Origin of the sequence: Mesorhizobium sp. M7A.F.Ca.US.010.02.1.1 (assembly GCF_004023085.1) — a bacterium.
GTDB lineage: Bacteria > Pseudomonadota > Alphaproteobacteria > Rhizobiales > Rhizobiaceae > Mesorhizobium.
On sequence record NZ_RZRV01000008.1, the window covers coordinates 94273 to 112132 of the forward strand.

The following is a 17860-nucleotide window of genomic DNA, read 5'->3' on the forward strand; positions in this document are numbered from 1 at the left end:
TCTGTTTGTTTTCAGGCCGCGCGCAGCAGGAGGCGAGGCGTGTTTGCGGCGATTGGCTTAGGTGACCTGTTTGCATCGAGCGAAAGCCGGCAGCCGGCGCCTGCCATGGCGACGGCAGGCATGGCCTTGCGGGCAAAGCCGTCATGGACGATGCGCAGATGCGTGCCGACGGAAACGGTGCGCGCAAGCGTAAAAGTGACGGTACTGTCAAGCGGATCCTGCCGCGCGCCATCGCCTGGCTGCGAGCGCTCCCGCCAGGAATAGCGCAACAGGCGTTCGGGCTCGGCGTCGAGGATTTCGCAATCGATCGGCGCATCCGGTCCGGCGAGGGCAAAACGGTTGCCCATCTCGGGTCTGATGTCGTTCGGCATCATCCAGGCGGCGAGCAATTCCGGTACGGTCAGGGCCCGCCAGACCTTTTCCGGCGGCTCGGCAAGCTCGTACTCGAACTCGAGCGCATCCGCGGCGTCGCTTTGGCCCGCGTTGGTCGTTGATCCCGCCTTCTTCATTGATCCATGTCCTTCAAAACCGCCTTCAGCCTTTCGATGCGCTCCGGCCAGAAGGTCCGGTAGCGTTCGATCCAGGAGAGCAAGGGGGCGAGCCCCTGCGGATCGGCGCGGTAATAGGCGTTGCGGCCGGCTCGCCGCTCGACCACCAGCCCGGCCCCACGCAGCACCGCCAGATGCTGCGACACCGCGGGCTGCGACACCGTCATCCCGGTGCGCAATTCCGACACGCTCATCTCGCCGGCGGCCAGCCGCTCAAAGACGGCGCGGCGCGTCGGGTCGGCCAGTGCCCGGAAAATCTCTGCTTCGATCATGCCAAAAGCATAAGTGAATACTTATTGATTTGGCAAGCGGTCTTTTCAAACCCATATGAGCGGCTTCGGCATTGCTGCCATTCCTTGACAATAAGCAGCGATGCGGATAAGAACGAAAAGGGAACAAAAACCTTGTGGGTAAAGGCAGCCATGGCAAGCGGCGATCGCCTGCAGCCTGTAAGGTGCTGCGACAAAAATTTGTTTCGGATGAGCGCGGAGAAATATCATGGCGGGTAGCGTCAACAAGGTCATTCTGGTCGGCAATCTCGGCGCGGATCCCGAAATCCGTCGCCTGAATTCGGGTGAACCGGTCGTCAACATCCGCATCGCCACATCGGAAAGCTGGCGCGACAAGAATTCCGGCGAACGCAAGGAAAAAACCGAGTGGCACAACGTCGTCATCTTCAATGAGGGCATCGCCAAGGTGGCGGAGCAGTATCTGAAGAAGGGCATGAAGGTCTATGTCGAGGGCCAGTTGCAGACGCGCAAATGGCAGGACCAGACCGGTGCCGACAAGTACACGACGGAAGTCGTGCTGCAGAAATTCCGCGGTGAGCTGCAGATGCTCGACGCACGCGGACAGGGCGAGGGCGGTCAGGTCGGCGGCTATACCGGTGGCGGCAGCAGCCGTGGTTCCGATTTCGGTCAGTCCAGCCCGAGCGAAGGCTTCAATCGCGGCGGCGGCGGTACCAAGAGCGGCGGCGGTGGCGGTTCGTCGCGCGAATTGGATGACGAAATCCCGTTCTGATCGCAACAGTTATGTCAGACACAGTGCCCCGAGAGTCATTCATGGACTTTCGGGGTTTTGCATCGTGATTGAGGCTGACCGGGCCGATCAAGGAAATACGGTGAAAGGACGAGTTCGGTGAAAGCACGCGTAAAGTGGGTCGAGGAGCGCACCTTCGTCGGGGAATCCGGCAGCGGTCACAAGGTCGTGCTCGGAACAGCGCACGGATCGGAAGGCAAGACGCCGGGTCCAAGCCCGATGGAGCTGGTGCTGATCGGCACCGGTGGCTGTTCGGCCTATGATGTCGTGCATATCCTCGAAAAAGGCCGCGAGGCGGTCGAGGACTGCGTCGTCGAACTCGACTCCGACCGGGCCGAAACCGAGCCCAGGGTTTTTACACGCATCCATATGCATTTCGTCGTCAAGGGCAGGGCACTCTCCAGCGACAAGGTGAAACGCGCGATCGACCTTTCGATCGAAAAATATTGCTCGGCGTCTGCGATGCTGGCCAAGACCGCGACGATTACCCACGATTTCGAAGTGATCGACACGACGGTGAAATAGGGCCGGCTTCGGCGGCAGCTCGTCGCGTTACCCCGCCATCAGCGCCTTGATGCCGTCGGCCACGAATTGCACGGCCAGTGCCGCCAGGATGACGCCAAGCAGCCGGGTCAGGATCGAACGACCAGTCTGGCCGAGGATGCGGTCGATGCGTTCCGACAGCACGAACACCAGATAGGTGATGGCGAGGCAGACGAAGATGATGCCGACCAGGGCTGCCTGCGCGGCAAATCCCTGAAATGAACCGGAAAGCAGCACCGTCGCCGAAATCGCGCCGGGGCCGGCGATCAGCGGGATCGCCAGCGGGAAGGCGGCGATGTTGTGGATCATGTCCTTGGTGATGGCGACGTCGCCGATCTTCTCCTTACGGTCCTGCCGGCGCTCGAACACCATCTCGAAGGCGATGAAGAACAGCAGGAAACCGCCGGCGACGCGGAAGGCCGGCAACGTTATGCCGAACACCGACAGGATCGATGCGCCGGCAACTGCAAACAACGCCATCACCAGGAAGCCGATGATCGAGGCACGGACGGAAACCTGCTGGCGCTCCTCGCGGTTCATGCCGCGCGTTACGGCCAGGAACAGCGGCGCCAGGCCAGGCGGATCGATGGTCACGAGAATGGTGACGAAGGCGTTGAACAGGCTGTCGAAACTCGGCATCTCTGACCCTCCCGCCGGGCCGTGCCCGGACAGAATATTGGTAGAGCAAAGCCCGGTCGGTGGGAACTGTCAGCGGGAAAGTGGTTGATGCCGGCGCAAAGGATCGCGACGCTTTTATTCTGGGCTGCTGCTGCATTCCTCGGCGATCAAACCTCTCGGCGCGCCAGGAACTCGACTTCCAGCCGCCATGTCGCGCCATTGTCTTGCGAGCGTTCGCCCAGCCATCGGAAGGAGTTTTCGGTGATGCGTGAAAAGCTCCAGCGTACTGAACTGCCGGTGCCGTCGGCGCCCACTTGCATGATCGTGTCGCCCTCGGCGCGACCGAGCTGGCGGCTGTAATACTGGTTGCGCGGATCGCTCCAGAAGATGTGCCAGGCATCCGCGCCGGGATCATAGACGCGCAGCGTCGTGCCATAAAAAGTCCATTTGCCGAGCGAAGGCTGGGAACCAGTGTCCCGCGCGGGCAGGATCCACACGTCCTGAATCGCCCGGCCTTCCAGCACCCAGCCGAAATGCACCTCGCCACGCCCGGTCAGCACCGTACCGTCCTCGAGATGGCGCGAGGCGTTGAAAGTCCAGGCGCCGACGAAGCGGCCGTAAAGGCTCAGTTTTTCGGCAAGCCCTTCGATCGGTCCGGGGCTATGCAGGGCTTCGGCAAACGAGGATTGATCGAACATGGTTGTGGCCTCTTCTTGTCAGGAGACCGGGAAGGGTAGGCGGTGAAGGGGTTCTGGGCTTGGGAAAAATTGCTATATTTCGGCCATGACAGCGACCACACATATTCTCGCCTCCGGACCTGGCTGGCACGTGACGGATGTCATCTGCACGGCCGGTGCCGGCGACCGGCCGTTCGAGGAAGCACATCAGGATTTCTGCGTGGCTGCCGTCACCAGCGGCACGTTCCGCTACCGTGCGCAACAAGGCACGGCGATGCTGGCGCCCGGCGCGCTCCTGCTCGGCAATCCCGGCACATGCTACGAATGCGGGCATGAGCATGGCGGCGGCGACCGTTGCCTGTCGTTTCATTTCGGACCGTCTTACATGGAGCGGGTCGTGGCCGGCGTGCCGGGCGCCAGGAAGCTGGCCTTCGCCACGCCGCGCCTGCCGCCTTTGCCGGTGCTGGCGCCACTGCTGGCCGAGGCGGAAGCCGCGCGCGAGACTGCTGACATGGATGCCTTCGAGGAACTTTCCCTGCGCATGGCCGGTGCCGCCGCGACGATTGCCACCGGAGCCACGCATGTCAGGCGCGCGCCGAGCCGCCGCGATCAGAAACGGGTGGCCGAAGCGGTGCGGCGGATAGAGTTGGATGCCGACGGGCCGGTCTCGCTTTCAGCGCTTGCGGATGAGACTGCGACCAGTCCTTACCATTTCCTGCGCATCTTCCGGCAGGTCGCGGGCATGACGCCCTATCAGTTCTTGCTCAAGACGCGGCTGCACAGGGCAGCGGTGCGGCTGCAGATGTCGGATGATGCGGTCTCGGCGATCGCCTTCGGGGCCGGCTTCAACGACCTGTCGACCTTCAACCGCCGGTTTCGTCGTGTCATGGGCGAAACGCCCGGTAAGTATCGCGCCCGCCGTGGCGCTATGGGCCTTCGCGTCTCGTGAATCGGCTCAGGTGCTCGCAAGGGCAGCCACAGGGTCCAATCCATCGCGCTCGTGGCTTTTGCTCGGGGAAAACGTCCATTGCAGGCTTTTGCGTCGATGGCGGCGAAACCGCCTTGGCCATATCGTCGCAATCAGTGGTATCCATTTGAAATTACCACCAAAAATGACACTGGAAAAGTGCTGGGAATGTTGGAGTTTCAGCCTTGCTTCCTATATAAGCACCAAGTGATTCCTGATTAGATTGTGATCCGATTTGACCGACCAGAAGACACCGCGCGGCGCCGACGGCGGCCCCACCGGCATCGAGCCGATATCCATCGTCGAGGAGATGCAGCGCTCCTATCTCGATTACGCCATGAGCGTCATCGTCAGCCGTGCGCTGCCGGACGTGCGCGACGGCCTCAAGCCGGTGCATCGCCGCATTCTCTTCGCCGCCCATGAGAGCGGTTACCACTGGAACCGCAAATATGTGAAGTCGGCGCGTCCTGTCGCCGACGTGATGGGTAAATACCATCCGCATGGCGACGCCTCCATCTATGATGCCTTGGTGCGCATGGCACAGGACTGGTCGCTGCGCGTTCCGTTGATCGACGGGCAGGGCAATTTCGGCTCGATCGACGGCGATCCGCCTGCGGCGATGCGCTACACGGAAGCGCGCCTGACCAAGGTCGCGCACGAGCTCCTGGAGGATATCGACAAGGATACCGTCGATTTCCAGGACACTTATGACGCGTCGGGCAGCGAACCGAAGGTTCTGCCGGCACGGTTTCCCAACCTTTTGGTCAACGGCTCGGGCGGCATCGCCGTCGGCATGGCGACCAACATCCCGCCGCACAATCTCAGCGAAATCTGCAACGGCGCCATTGCCCTAATCGACAATCCGGCGATCGACCTGCCGGCGTTGATGGAGATCATTCCGGGACCGGATTTCCCGACCGGCGGCATCGTGCTTGGCCGTTCGGGCATCTACAACGCCTATTCGACCGGCCGTGGCTCCATCGTCATGCGCGGCAAGGTCAACATCGAACAGCGCGGCAATGACCGCGAGTCGATCATCATCACCGAAGTTCCCTACCAGGTGAACAAATCGTCGATGATCGAGAAGATGGCTGAACTGGTGCGCGACAAGCGTATCGAGGGCATTTCCGATATCCGCGACGAGAGCGACCGCCAGGGCTACCGCGTCGTCATCGAGTTGAAGCGCGACGCCGTTGCCGACGTCATCCTCAACCAGCTCTATCGCTTCACGCCGCTGCAGACCTCTTTCGGCGCCAATATGGTGGCACTGAATGGCGGCAAACCGGAAGTGATGAACCTGACCGATATGCTGAAGGCGTTCGTCGCCTTCCGCGAGGAGGTGATCACAAGGCGGACAAAATTCCTGCTGCGCAAGGCGCGCGACCGCGCCCATGTGCTGGTCGGTCTCGCCATCGCCGTCGCCAATATCGACGAGATCATCAAACTGATCCGCACCGCTCCGGATCCGCAGACAGCGCGTGAGCAGTTGATGGAGCGGCGCTGGCCCTCTGGCGACGTGGAATCTCTGATCCTCCTGATCGATGACCCGCGTCATCGGATCAATGAAGACGGCACCTACAATCTGTCAGAGGAACAGGCGCGCGCCATCCTCGAACTGCGCCTGCAGCGCCTGACCGCGCTCGGCCGCGACGAGATCGCCGACGAGTTGAACACGATCGGCGCTGAAATCATTGATTATCTGGACATTTTGTCGTCCCGAGCGCGTGTCCAGAAGATCGTCAAGGACGAGCTTGCCGCCGTGCGCGACGAGTTCGGCACGCCGCGCCGCACCGAACTCACCGACGGCGGTTCGGACATGGAAGACGAGGATCTGATCCAGCGCGAGGACATGGTCGTGACGGTGAGCCATTCCGGCTACATCAAGCGCGTGCCGCTGTCGCTCTACCGGGCGCAGCGCCGCGGCGGCAAGGGCCGCTCCGGCATGTCGACCAAGGAAGAGGATTTCGTCACCCGGCTGTTCGTCGCCAACACCCATACACCGGTGCTGTTCTTTTCCTCGCGCGGCATCGTCTATAAGGAAAAGGTCTGGCGGCTGCCGATCGGCAATCCGCAATCACGCGGCAAGGCGCTGATCAACATGCTGCCGCTGGAGCAGGGCGAGCGCATCACCACCATCATGCCGCTGCCCGAGGACGAGGCCAGCTGGAGCGAACTCTACGTGATGTTCGCCACCACACGTGGCACCGTGCGCCGCAACGATCTATCCGACTTCGTCCAGGTCAACCGCAATGGCAAGATCGCCATGAAGCTGGAGGAAGCAGGCGACGAGATCCTCGGCGTCGAGACCTGCACCGACAAGGACGACGTGCTGCTGACCGCCAGTTCCGGCCAGTGCATACGCTTCTCCGTCGGCGACGTGCGCGTCTTCCAGAGCCGCAATTCGGTCGGCGTGCGTGGCATAACCATGGCCGAGACCGACCGCATCATCTCGATGTCGGTGATAGAGCATGTCGATGCTTCGCCGGCGGAACGCGCCGCTTACCTGAAGCGCGCGGCGGCGGAGCGGCGTCTTGCCACAGAAACGGCCGGCGAAGAGGAAGAGATCGCGCTGACCAATGAGGAGATCGGCGAGGAGACGGAGCTTTCCGAAAGCCGATACGAAGAGCTCAAGGCGCACGAACAATACGTGCTGACGGTGACCGAGTTCGGCTACGGCAAGCGTTCGTCGTCTTATGATTTCCGGCTGACTGGACGCGGCGGCAAAGGCATCCGCGCCACCGACGTGTCGAAGGCAGCCGAGATTGGCAGGCTGGTGGCGACGTTCCCGGTCGGCAATGACGACCAGATCATGCTGGTGTCGGACGGCGGCACCGTCATCCGGGTGCCGGTCAACGGCATCCGTTTCGCCAGCCGCGCCACCAAGGGCGTGACCATCTTCAACACGGCTGAAGGTGAAAAGGTGGTTTCGGTCGAGCGGATATCGGAACCGCAAGCGGACGAAGAAAGCGACGAGACGGTCGAGGGCGGTCCCGATGCCGCTCCGGCGCCTGACGCCGGTCCGGAGGGTACGGACTAAGTCCGGCACCCAGGTTTTGACATGGCAACGCCGGCCAGTTGGCCGGCGCAGCAGCAAATCAGGCTTTATCAGTAGTGACGATATGGCTTGCGCAGGCCGAAGCCTTCGAAGCGCTTGGTGTTTGCCTTGACGCGGATGCGTTGTGCCTCGTGATGCAGCCCAAAGACGGTGGCGATCAGCATGGCGACGGTCATTGCGGTGGCGAGCATGTAGATCAGCATGTGCGTGTTCTCCTGCGCCTAACAACGGATAGATGGGATTTTGGTTTCATCTTATTAAGGTGCAACCTAGTGAACGCTGCGTGAAGGCTTCGTGATCAGCGTGTTCATCTGTCGTTCATGTGCCGGAAAAGGTTCATGGCCGGCGCGCCGATCGGATTTGCCTTTGCGAGAGAGGCTCGCTAGAGCCTGTTCCATCTTGATGGACGGAAGATGGAACAGGCTCTAGCTTTCATTTGAGCATGATCTCTAGGACAAACGAAAAACCGTTTGTCCGCAAAAACCGGTTTCCACTTTTTGGGATCATGCATTAGAAGCACCAGCCATGACTGAACGCATCGCCCTCTATGCCGGCTCCTTCGACCCGCTGACCAACGGCCATCTCGATGTGCTGAAGGCCTCGCTGGCCGTGGCCGATATCGTTTATGCGGCGATCGGCATCCATCCGGGCAAGCAGCCGCTGTTTTCCTTCGAGGAGCGGGTGAAGCTGATCGAGACGGCGACGAAGACGGAATTCGGCAGCGATGGTGCCCGCATCAAGGTCGTCGCCTTCGACGGGCTGGTCATCGACGCCGCCAGGAAGCACGGCGCCTCGATCATGATCCGCGGCCTGCGCGACGGCACCGACCTCGACTATGAGATGCAGATGGCCGGCATGAACGAGACCATGGCGCCTGAACTGCAGACGGTTTTTCTGCCCGCCAGTCCTTCGGTACGCACCATTACCGCCACACTTGTCCGCCAGATTGCCTCGATGGGCGGCGACATTCGCCCCTTCGTGCCGGCGGCGGTTGCCGGCGCGCTCACAGCCAAGTTCAAGAAGTAAGTTTTCGGAGAAAACCATGCAGCTGAAAAAGCTAGCCTCGTTCCTTGTCGTGCTCGCCGGTCTTGTGGCTGCGTCGGTCTCGGCTTTCGCCGCCGACCCGGAAAACACAATGATCATCACGCTGAAGGACGGCGACGTCACCATTGCGCTGAGGCCCGATCTGGCGCCAAAGCATGTCGAGCAGATCAAGAAGCTGGTGCGCCAAGGCGCCTATGACAACGTCGCCTTCCACCGCGTCATCGACGGCTTCATGGCGCAGACCGGCGACGTCAAGTTCGGCAATATGAAAAAGGGTTTCAGCGCCGAGGCCGTTGGCACCGGCGGTTCCGACCTGCCCGACCTGCCCGCCGAATTCTCACAGACCGAACATTATAAGCGCGGCGTGGTCGGTATGGCCCGCTCGCAGGACCCCAATTCGGCCAATTCGCAGTTCTTCATCATGTTCGCTCCGGCACCGCCCCTCGATGGCCAGTACACGATCGTCGGCAATGTCGTCAGCGGCATGGAACTGGTGGATCACATCAAGAAGGGCGACCAGGCGGACAACGGCACGGTCACCGATCCCGACCGGATGATCAAGGTGCGCATCGCCGCCGACAAGTAAATTGTCGAATAACTCTGTTTTTCTGAAAAAGGATATCTGACATGGCCGAAATCAAGGACCGCGAGAACGCGCTCATCATGGAAACGACCAAGGGCAATGTGGTCATCGAACTTTTCCCCGACCTGGCGCCGGGCCATGTCGCCCGCATCAAGGAACTGGCCAGGGAAGGCGCCTATGACGGCGTGGTCTTCCACCGCGTTATCGAGGGTTTCATGGCGCAGACCGGCGACGTCAAGTTCGGCAATTCCAGCAAGCATTCCTTCGCGCCGTCCCGCGCGGGCATGGGCGGCTCTGAAAAGCCGGATTTGAAGGCTGAATTCTCCAACGCCAACCATGCTCGCGGCACCTGCTCGATGGCCCGTTCGCAGAACCCGAACTCGGCCAATTCGCAGTTCTTCATCTGCTTCGACGATGCCGCCTTCCTCAATCGTCAGTACACGGTCTGGGGCCAGGTCATCGAAGGCATGGACAATGTCGACAAGATCAAGCGCGGCGAGCCGGTGCAGGATCCCGACAAGATCGTCTCGCTGAAGGTCGCGGCCGACGTCAAGTAAGGGCAAACGACAATGATGGGCGTCGTCTGGTCGCTTCTCGGCATCCTGTCCGGCGCCTTCATTGCCATTCAGGCGCCGATCAATTCGCAACTGGCGCGCGGCCTGGGCCTCCCGGTCGCGGCGGCTGCGTTTTCGTTCCTGTCGGGCGCGATCGTGCTCGGCATTATTTCCGTCACGGTGGTGAAGCTGCAGGGCATCTCGCTCGACTGGAAGGCGCCGGCGCCCTGGCTGTTCGTGGCCGGCGGCATGCTGGGCGGTTTCTATGTCACGCTGTCGACGATTCTCACGCCACGCATGGGTGCGGCCGCGCTGATGGCGTTTCTGGTCGCCGGCCAGTTGCTGGCCGGCATGCTCATCGACCGCATCGGCTTCCTCGGCGTCGCGGTGCGTGAAATCTCGCTCGGTCGCATCGCCGGCGCGGTGCTGCTGCTGGTCGGAGCGCTGCTCGTCCGGCTCTACTGATGCGCGTCGATCTCTTTGACTTCGATTTGCCGGAGGAGCGCATCGCGCTTCGCCCGGCGGAGCCGCGCGACAGCGCCAAGATGCTGGTGGTCAAGCCGGGCGAGGCGCTCGACGACCGGACGGTTGGCAACCTGCCATCGTTGCTCAGGGCCGGCGACGTGCTGGTGTTCAACGACACCAAGGTCATTCCAGCGCAGCTCAAAGGCATCCGGCGGCGGGGTGAGGCGACGGCGCAGGTCGAAGCCACGCTGCATATGCGCATGGCGCCGGACCGCTGGCTGGCCTTCATGCGGCCGGGCAAGCGCATCGCAGCCGGCGACCGTATCCATTTCGGCCATGACGGCAATTCCTGTTTCCTCGGTCAGCTCGACGCCACGGTGATCGAGAAAGGCGAGGGCGGCGAAGCGCTGCTTGACTTCGATCTGTCGGGGCCGTTCCTCGACGAGGCGCTGCACGCGGTCGGCCACATTCCGCTGCCGCCCTACATCGCCTCGAAACGCGACGACGACGAACGCGACCGGGCCGACTACCAGACCATCTATGCAAGCGAGGAAGGCGCCGTTGCGGCTCCGACAGCGGGCCTGCATTTCACGCCGGAGCTTTTTGCAGCGCTTGACAGCAAGGGCATCGAACGCCGCTTCGTCACCTTGCATGTCGGCGCAGGCACGTTCCTGCCGGTGAAGGCGGACGATACCGCCGACCACAAGATGCATGCCGAGACCGGTTCGGTCAGCGAAGCCACTGCGGACGCCCTGAATGCCGCAAGAGCAAGGGGCGGGCGCATCGTCGCTGTCGGCACGACCTCGCTGCGTCTGCTGGAGAGTGCGGCGCGTGAGGACGGTACTCTGGCTGCGTGGTCCGGTCCGACCGATATCTTCATCACGCCCGGCTACCGTTTTCGCACCGCCGACGTGCTGATGACCAATTTCCATCTGCCGCGCTCGACGCTGTTCATGCTGGTCTCGGCCTTCAGCGGCCTCGGCACGATGCGCGCGGCCTATGCGCATGCCATCGAGAGCCGCTACAGATTCTATTCCTATGGCGACGCAAGCCTGCTTTTCCGAGCGGAGACGAGCGATGGACGATGATCTGCAAGCCTTTGACCGTGATGCGCTGGTCGCGGAAGTGAAAAAACTGCGCGCGGGCATTCGCCAGCACCGCGATTCCACCATGCGCGGCATCCACTACCGCCAGTCGCTTGACAATCAGGCGCCGGACGCCCCGGTCCACGACAAGGAATTCAATGGCTAAGCCGTTCAGCTTCAAGGTTCTGGCAACCGACGGCAAGGCGCGACGCGGCGTGATCGACATGCCGCGCGGCGAAATCCGCACGCCGGCCTTCATGCCGGTCGGCACCGGCGGCACCGTCAAGGCGATGTATATGGACCAGGTGCGCGGTGTCGGCGCCGACATCATCCTGGGCAACACCTATCATCTGATGCTGCGGCCCGGCGCCGAGCGCGTCGCGCGGCTCGGTGGCCTGCACGAGTTCGCCCGCTGGCCGCATCCGATTCTGACCGACAGCGGTGGTTTCCAGGTGATGTCGCTGTCGAAGCTGAGAAAGCTGACCGAAAAGGGCGTCACCTTCCGTTCGCATATCGATGGCGCTGCCTACGAGATGTCGCCGGAGCGGTCGATCGAGATCCAGGGACTGCTTGATTCCGACATCCAGATGCAGCTCGACGAATGCACGGCGCTGCCGGCCGAGATGAAGGAGATCGAGCGCGCCATGGAGCTGTCGCTGCGTTGGGCCGAGCGCTGCAAGACGGCGTTCGGCGATCAGCCGGGCAAGGCGATGTTCGGCATCGTGCAAGGCGGCGACAACGCAGCGCTCAGGGTGCGTTCGGCGCAGGCGCTGAGCGCGATGGAGCTGAAGGGCTACGCGGTTGGCGGCCTGGCCGTCGGCGAGCCGCAAGCGGTGATGCTCGAAATGCTCGACATCACCTGTCCGGAATTGCCAGCGGACAAGCCGCGCTATCTGATGGGCGTCGGCACGCCTGACGATATCCTGAAATCGGTGGCGCGCGGCATCGACATGTTCGACTGCGTAATGCCGACGCGGGCCGGCCGCCATGGTCTTGCCTATACCAGGCGCGGCAAGGTCAATCTGCGCAACGCCCGCCATGCCGATGATCCGCGTCCATTGGACGAGGAGAGCGACTGCCCGGCGGCCCGGGACTACTCACGCGCCTATCTCCACCATCTGGTGCGCTCGCAAGAGGCGCTCGGCGCCATGCTTTTGACTTGGAACAACCTGTCCTACTACCAGAAACTGATGCAGGACATCCGCGCTGCGATCGAGGCCGGCACCTTCGAGGCGCGCGGCGCGGAAATCACCGAGGGCTGGGAGAGGGGCGATATCCCGTTGCTGTGAGGCCTCAAGTGCTGAGCGAATTGGAGGCGCGCAGGCTGCAGCCGGTGATCTGGAACGTGCCGTCGGGCTGTTGCTGCAACGTGTAAACCGCCTCGTAGTCCTTGCCGTCGGGACCGACGATCAGTACTTGCTGGACAATCGAACCCGGAGCCGTCTCCTCGACCTTGCCGAAGGAATAGGTTTGCGGCTTGCGCACCGGCGGGTAGCCGTTTGTCACCATGTTCATGAAGGCGTCGACGGTCGGGAAGATACGCTTCACATTCGGGGCGGCGAAGCTGTAGGCGGTGGCGCCGTCATTGGCGATGAGGGCCTTCAACTGGCCATCAATGACGGACTGGCCTGCCTTGATCTCGGCATCGCCTGCCAATGCCGACGACACAAAGAGGAATGGAACGACTGCGATTGCGAAAAAGGCGTGGCGCATGGCCTGTCTCCGTTATCCCGCGAAATATCTTCCCTCAAAAATGGTGCTGTCCGAAGACGCATCATAACATACGCTTGGCAGCGCATCGCGGTTTCAGCGATTGCGAATAATCGCTGGCGATCGGCGGCAGATTGCATGCTGGTGTAGGGGCTGCGGGAGGTTGCAGCCCAGGCCTGGGCCGGCTGAGTACGGATTCCAGCGCTTGAAAGCCCGCCTCCAGTCTGCCAGAAGGGCCGCTGGACTTGGACGTTTAGCGGGACGAAGCCATGAAGGCGTTTTTCGTGCAGATCAAATGCGAGCTCGGCAAATCCTATGAGGTTGCCAGCGCGCTTGCCGATGCCGAGATCGCCTCGGAAATCTACTCCACCGCCGGCAATTACGATCTGCTCGCCAAATTCTACGTCGACGACGAGGAAGACGTCGGCCATTTCGTCAACGAAAAGGTGCAGATTCTCCCCGGCATCAAGGACACGTTCACCGTCGTCACGTTCCGCGCTTTCTAGCTAGCAAACGCATTTGCCCGGGCACGAGGCAAAGGCTGACCAAGGTCATATTTCACCTGCCTCAATTTTAGGCAGGCGCAACATACTGATCGCCCGTATCTCCCAAATCACCGATTGCGCTTGATTTTCTCCGGCGACGCCAGTGAAATGGCGTCACAGGGGAGTATGCGATTGGCAGCGTTCGATGAAATGCTTCCGGAAGTCTCCGGATTGAGAAGACCGTATTCGGCTTATGATCGCTGGCTGAAGGAGCAGGACCCAGCCAGGTTGACCGAGAAGATGCAGGACGCCGAACGCGTCTTCCGCAAGACCGGTATCACCTTCGCCGTTTATGGCGAGCAGGAAGCCTCCGAGCGGCTGATCCCGTTCGACATCGTTCCCCGCATCATTTCAGGCAATGAATGGCGGCGCCTCACGCAGGGCATAGAGCAGCGCGTGCAGGCGCTGAACGCCTTCCTCGACGACATCTATCATCGCCAGGAAATCCTGCGCGCAGGGCGCGTCCCCAGGGAATTGATCGCCAGGAACGAGGCCTTCCTGCCGGAGATGATCGGGGTCAGGCCGCCGGCCGGCGTCTACACCCATATCATCGGCGTCGACATCGTCCGCATCTCGGAGGACGAATTCTACGTGCTGGAGGACAATGCGCGCACACCGTCGGGCGTCTCCTATATGCTGGAGAACCGCGAGACGATGATGCAGCTGTTCCCCGAGCTGTTCCAGAAGATCAAGGTGCGGCCGGTGGAAAACTACCCTCAGCTTCTGCGCCAGTCGCTGGCGGCGGTGCGGCCGCAAAGCACAAAGGGTGCGCCGACCATTGCGGTGCTGACGCCCGGCAGTTTCAACTCCGCCTATTTCGAACACGCCTTCCTCGCCGACCAGATGGGCGTGCAACTGGTCGAAGGCCAGGATCTGCGGGTCGTCGACGGGCATGTCGCGATGCGCACGACCGAAGGCTACAAGCAGATCGATGTGCTTTACCGCCGCGTCGATGATTCCTTCCTCGACCCGCTGACCTTCCGGCCGGACTCCGCACTTGGCATACCCGGCATCATGGATGTCTATCGGGCCGGCAACATCACCATCGCCAACGCGCCGGGCACCGGCATTGCCGACGACAAGGCGATCTATTCCTACATGCCCGAGATCATCGAATTCTACACCGGCCGCAAGGCGATCCTGGGCAACATCCCAACCTGGCGCTGCTCGGAGCCGGACAGCCTGAAATACGTGCTCGAACACATCGACGAACTGGTGATCAAGGAAGTGCACGGTTCCGGCGGCTACGGCATGCTGGTTGGGCCGGCAGCAACCAAGAAGGAATGCGAGACGTTTGCCAAGAAACTCCAGGCAAAACCTTCGAATTACATCGCCCAGCCGACGCTCGCGCTGTCGACATGCCCGATCCTGACGGAAAAGGGGTTGGCGCCGCGCCATGTCGATCTCAGGCCTTATGTGCTGGTCTCCGACCGCATCCAGATCGTGCCCGGCGGGCTGACCCGCGTCGCGCTGAAGGAAGGCTCGCTGGTGGTCAATTCCTCGCAGGGCGGCGGGACGAAGGATACGTGGGTGCTGGATGATTGAAGTGAGTGAGTAAGGAATTAGGCAGTAGGCAGCAGGCAGCAGGCAGTAGTGGAAGCAGAGGACAGGGAAATGCCATATTCCATTGAGATTCAAACTCTTACTATTCCCTACTGCCTATTCCCTACTCACTAGCCCGAGGGGCCAATTCAATGCTTTTAGGCCGCACCGCCAACGGGCTCTATTGGATGAACCGCTATATCGAGCGGGCGGAAAACATGGCGCGCTTGGTCGATGCCGGCCTGCGCATGGCGCTGACCCGCACGCAGAGCGCCTCGGAAGAGTGGAGTTCGGTGCTGCTCAGCGCCGGTTCCGACGTCACCTTCAGCCAGAAATATTCTGACTATTCCGCCGCCAATGTCGCCGACTTCCTGTTGCGCGACACGTCGAACCCGTCGAGCACGATGGCGTCGATCGAGACGGCCCGCAACAATGCCCGCATGGTGCGTACCGCGCTGACGCGCGAAACCTGGGAAAGCATCAACGAAGCCTGGATGTCGCTGAAGCGGATGCTGGCCAGGCCGATCGACGAGCGCGACCTACCCAGCGTGCTCGACGCCATCAAGCGCGAGACGGCGCTGATCCGCGGCTCATTCTACGGCACCATGCTGCGCAACGAGATCTTCGACTTCTCGCAGCTCGGCACTTATGTCGAGCGCGCGGACAACACGGCGCGCATCCTCGACGTGAAATATTATGTGCTGCTGCCGTCGATCTCCTGGGTCGGCTCGACGCTCGACAATTATCAGTGGGAATCGATCCTGCGTTCGGTCTCGGCGCATCGCTCCTATCGCTGGGTCTACGACGCCGATTACAAGCCGACCAACATTGCCGATTATCTGATCCTCAATGTCCGGATGCCGCGCTCGCTGATGTTCTGCTATCGCTTCCTGTCGGAGCATCTGAAATTCCTCGGCGACGATTACGGCGAACGCCATGCCTGCCACGCAACGGCCGAGAAGACGCAGACAATGCTGAGAGCCGGGTCGATCAAGGGCATATTCGACGCCGGCCTGCATGAATTCCTGGCCAATTTCATTCGCGACAACACCAAGCTGGGCGAAGAGATCGCACAAGATTATCGGTTCAATTGAGCATGGTCCCGAAAGGTGGAGCCGGTTTTCTCAGACAAATGGAAACCGTTTGTCCGGAGATCGTGCTCACAAACGGAATAGAAGCATGCGGCTGAAGATCACCCATCGGACCGAATACCGCTACGATGCGCCGGTGCACTATCTGTTGCAGCGGCTGCGGTTGCTTCCGGTCAGCGGATCGACGCAGACTGTTCTGTCCTGGGCTCTGGCGATCGAAGGCGCGCGCGAAGAGGTCCGCTTCGTCGACCATTTCGGCAACGACACAAGGCTGTTGAGCGTCGAGGGCGAGCGCGACTTCATCACTGTGGAAGCATCAGGCGAAGTGGTGACGCGCGACACCGCGGGTGTCTCGGGACCACACCAGGGCTTTACGCCGCTCTGGCTGTACAGCCATGAGACACCATTGACGACGATCGGCAGCGGTGTTCGCGATCTCGCCGCGTCGGTCGGCAAGGGCAGCGACATTGAAAGGCTGCACCGGCTGATGGCCATCATCGGCGAACGCGTCGCCTACACGCCCGGCACCACCAACGCGACGACGCCGGCGGAGGAAGCCTTGGCGCTCAAGACCGGGGTCTGCCAGGATCATACCCATATCTTTGCCGCCGCCGCCCGGGCCATGGGCTTTCCAGCTCGCTATGTCAGCGGCTATCTGATGCTGGATGCCACGGTCGAGCAGGCGGCCAGCCATGCCTGGGCCGAAGCGCATGTCTCGGGTCTCGGCTGGGTTGCCTTTGATGCCGCCAATGGCATTTCACCCGACGAGCGTTATGTAAAGGTGGCAACGGGCCGCGATTACCGCGACGCCACGCCGGTGTCGGGAATTCGGCTGGGACAGGCGGAAGAACGGCTTGCGGTCACCGTCACGGTGGAGCAGTAATCCTCCGCACGATTGCTGCCGAGCGATTCATCGTTTCAAGGAACGCCGAACCGCTCTATCCCCTTGTTTTAACGCAATTCCGCACGGAAAACCGCTTCACACTTTTCCTGGAATTGCTCTAGAAGAGATTCCATGACCTATTGCGTTGGCCTGAAGATCGACCGCGGGCTCGTGTTCATGTCGGACACGCGCACCAATGCAGGCATGGATTCCATCTCCACCTTTCGCAAGATGCATGTCTGGGAAGAGCCGGGCGAGCGTGTCATCGTTTTGATGTCGGCGGGCAATCTGGCGACGACGCAGGCCGTGGTCAGCCTGCTCGACGAGCGCACCAAGGCGATCTCCGAAAGGCATTCTACGGTGCTCGAAACGCCGTCGATGTACCAAACGGTCCGCATTGTTGGCGACACGGTCAAGGAGGTCATCGCCAATTCGTCACCCGCTGGCGAAAAGGCGGATTCCTATTTCAATGCGTCCTTCATCCTCGGCGGTCAGATCAAGGGCAGCGAGCCGCGCCTGTTCATGATCTATCCCGAAGGCAATTTCATCGAATCGACCGATGACACGCCGTTTTTCCAGATCGGCGAGACCAAATACGGCAAGCCGATCATCATCCGCGCCTACGAAAGGACGATGAGCCTGGCCGAGACGGTGAAGCTGCTTTTGGTGTCGTTCGATTCGACGTTGAAGTCGAACCTGTCCGTCGGCTTGCCGCTCGACCTGCTCTTTCTGGAGAAGGACGCCTTCAAGGTCGGATTGAAGAAGCGGATCGGCCAGGATGACCAGTACTACCGCACGATCTCCGACGGCTGGTCGAATGCGCTGAAGACGGCCTTTGCCAGCCTGCCGGATTTCCCCGGCTGAGGCATGCGGCATCCGTTGCTGGTTGCATATATTTCACGCGTTAATTAA

Annotated in this window: 22 protein-coding genes; 16 read left to right on the plus strand and 6 right to left on the minus strand. The window is 61.4% G+C overall.

Translation table 11 applies throughout. The features are described 5' to 3' along the window. Positions 1-11 precede the first annotated feature (11 nt). Together EOA19_RS10950 and EOA19_RS10955 are read right to left on the minus strand one after the other, a co-directional pair. Entirely contained in the window at positions 12-509 is a 498-nt protein-coding gene (locus EOA19_RS10950; RefSeq protein WP_128303590.1) for an SRPBCC domain-containing protein, read from the minus strand. Then, positions 506-820 (minus strand): metalloregulator ArsR/SmtB family transcription factor, encoded by a 315-nt coding sequence (locus tag EOA19_RS10955; RefSeq protein ID WP_013531836.1) that lies wholly within the window; start codon positions 818-820, stop codon positions 506-508. The genes EOA19_RS10950 and EOA19_RS10955 overlap by 4 nt, the downstream gene beginning before the upstream one ends. A 226-nt stretch (positions 821-1046) precedes the next feature. Here EOA19_RS10955 and EOA19_RS10960 point away from each other — a divergent pair, with 226 nt between their 5' ends. Both EOA19_RS10960 and EOA19_RS10965 read left to right on the plus strand, forming a co-directional pair. Beyond that, positions 1047-1568: a single-stranded DNA-binding protein gene (locus EOA19_RS10960; protein WP_023812999.1), complete on the plus strand. Its 522-nt coding sequence runs from the start codon at positions 1047-1049 to the stop codon at positions 1566-1568. 117 nt (positions 1569-1685) lie between these two features. Continuing rightward, positions 1686-2111, plus strand: coding sequence for an OsmC family protein (locus EOA19_RS10965; protein ID WP_023812998.1), 426 nt, complete (start codon positions 1686-1688; stop codon positions 2109-2111). A 27-nt stretch (positions 2112-2138) separates the two neighbouring features. Here EOA19_RS10965 and EOA19_RS10970 read toward each other — a convergent pair whose 3' ends face one another. Then, positions 2139-2768, minus strand: a complete 630-nt coding sequence (locus EOA19_RS10970) for a MarC family protein (protein WP_023670949.1) — start codon at positions 2766-2768, stop codon at positions 2139-2141. 146 nt (positions 2769-2914) lie between these two features. Then, positions 2915-3445: a hypothetical protein gene (locus EOA19_RS10975; RefSeq protein WP_023812997.1), complete on the minus strand. Its 531-nt coding sequence runs from the start codon at positions 3443-3445 to the stop codon at positions 2915-2917. A gap of 85 nt (positions 3446-3530) precedes the next feature. Between EOA19_RS10975 and EOA19_RS10980 the strand changes: the two genes are divergently transcribed. Both EOA19_RS10980 and gyrA read left to right on the plus strand, forming a co-directional pair. Further along, on the plus strand, positions 3531-4373 hold the full coding sequence (locus tag EOA19_RS10980) for an AraC family transcriptional regulator (protein ID WP_023812996.1): 843 nt from the start codon (positions 3531-3533) through the stop codon (positions 4371-4373). A 253-nt stretch (positions 4374-4626) separates the two neighbouring features. Then, positions 4627-7428: a DNA gyrase subunit A gene (gene gyrA, locus EOA19_RS10985; protein ID WP_023812995.1), complete on the plus strand. Its 2802-nt coding sequence runs from the start codon at positions 4627-4629 to the stop codon at positions 7426-7428. A gap of 68 nt (positions 7429-7496) precedes the next feature. Here gyrA and EOA19_RS10990 read toward each other — a convergent pair whose 3' ends face one another. Beyond that, positions 7497-7649: a hypothetical protein gene (locus tag EOA19_RS10990; RefSeq protein WP_023812994.1), complete on the minus strand. Its 153-nt coding sequence runs from the start codon at positions 7647-7649 to the stop codon at positions 7497-7499. A gap of 322 nt (positions 7650-7971) precedes the next feature. Between EOA19_RS10990 and coaD the strand changes: the two genes are divergently transcribed. From coaD to tgt, 7 genes are all read left to right on the plus strand, one after another. Then, on the plus strand, positions 7972-8472 hold the full coding sequence (coaD, locus tag EOA19_RS10995) for a pantetheine-phosphate adenylyltransferase (RefSeq protein ID WP_023812993.1): 501 nt from the start codon (positions 7972-7974) through the stop codon (positions 8470-8472). 109 nt (positions 8473-8581) lie between these two features. Beyond that, a complete protein-coding gene (locus tag EOA19_RS11000) occupies positions 8582-9076 on the plus strand; it encodes a peptidylprolyl isomerase (protein ID WP_245273275.1) in 495 nt (164 codons plus the stop codon). Positions 9077-9117: 41 nt separating this feature from the next. Beyond that, entirely contained in the window at positions 9118-9630 is a 513-nt protein-coding gene (locus EOA19_RS11005; RefSeq protein ID WP_023812991.1) for a peptidylprolyl isomerase, read from the plus strand. Positions 9631-9642: 12 nt separating this feature from the next. Further along, positions 9643-10092, plus strand: coding sequence for a DMT family transporter (locus tag EOA19_RS11010; protein ID WP_023812990.1), 450 nt, complete (start codon positions 9643-9645; stop codon positions 10090-10092). Further along, complete coding sequence (queA, locus tag EOA19_RS11015) at positions 10092-11180, plus strand: tRNA preQ1(34) S-adenosylmethionine ribosyltransferase-isomerase QueA (RefSeq protein WP_023812989.1); 1089 nt, start codon at positions 10092-10094, stop codon at positions 11178-11180. The genes EOA19_RS11010 and queA overlap by 1 nt, the downstream gene beginning before the upstream one ends. Then, complete coding sequence (locus EOA19_RS35245; protein WP_023812988.1) at positions 11170-11343, plus strand: hypothetical protein; 174 nt, start codon at positions 11170-11172, stop codon at positions 11341-11343. Before queA ends, EOA19_RS35245 begins: the two co-directional genes overlap by 11 nt. Continuing rightward, entirely contained in the window at positions 11336-12466 is a 1131-nt protein-coding gene (gene tgt, locus EOA19_RS11020; protein WP_128303591.1) for a tRNA guanosine(34) transglycosylase Tgt, read from the plus strand. Before EOA19_RS35245 ends, tgt begins: the two co-directional genes overlap by 8 nt. A 4-nt stretch (positions 12467-12470) precedes the next feature. On the opposite strand, the gene EOA19_RS11025 is transcribed toward tgt, so the two are convergent. Further along, on the minus strand, positions 12471-12890 hold the full coding sequence (locus EOA19_RS11025; protein WP_128303592.1) for a DUF4864 domain-containing protein: 420 nt from the start codon (positions 12888-12890) through the stop codon (positions 12471-12473). A 266-nt stretch (positions 12891-13156) separates the two neighbouring features. On the opposite strand from EOA19_RS11025, the gene EOA19_RS11030 reads away from it, so the two are divergent. The 5 genes from EOA19_RS11030 to EOA19_RS11050 all read left to right on the plus strand — a co-directional run bounded on the left by EOA19_RS11030 (position 13157) and on the right by EOA19_RS11050 (position 17812). Beyond that, complete coding sequence (locus EOA19_RS11030; protein WP_010909609.1) at positions 13157-13393, plus strand: Lrp/AsnC family transcriptional regulator; 237 nt, start codon at positions 13157-13159, stop codon at positions 13391-13393. Positions 13394-13564: 171 nt separating this feature from the next. Next, positions 13565-14977 carry a circularly permuted type 2 ATP-grasp protein gene (locus EOA19_RS11035; RefSeq protein ID WP_023812984.1) on the plus strand — a complete coding sequence of 471 codons (1413 nt, stop codon included), beginning with the start codon at positions 13565-13567 and terminating at the stop codon, positions 14975-14977. A gap of 149 nt (positions 14978-15126) precedes the next feature. Beyond that, positions 15127-16068: an alpha-E domain-containing protein gene (locus tag EOA19_RS11040; protein WP_128303593.1), complete on the plus strand. Its 942-nt coding sequence runs from the start codon at positions 15127-15129 to the stop codon at positions 16066-16068. 85 nt (positions 16069-16153) lie between these two features. After that, a complete protein-coding gene (locus EOA19_RS11045) occupies positions 16154-16948 on the plus strand; it encodes a transglutaminase family protein (RefSeq protein ID WP_023812982.1) in 795 nt (264 codons plus the stop codon). Between the two features lie 132 nt (positions 16949-17080). Beyond that, positions 17081-17812 (plus strand): peptidase, encoded by a 732-nt coding sequence (locus tag EOA19_RS11050; RefSeq protein ID WP_023812981.1) that lies wholly within the window; start codon positions 17081-17083, stop codon positions 17810-17812. The last annotated feature ends 48 nt before the right edge of the window (positions 17813-17860 follow it).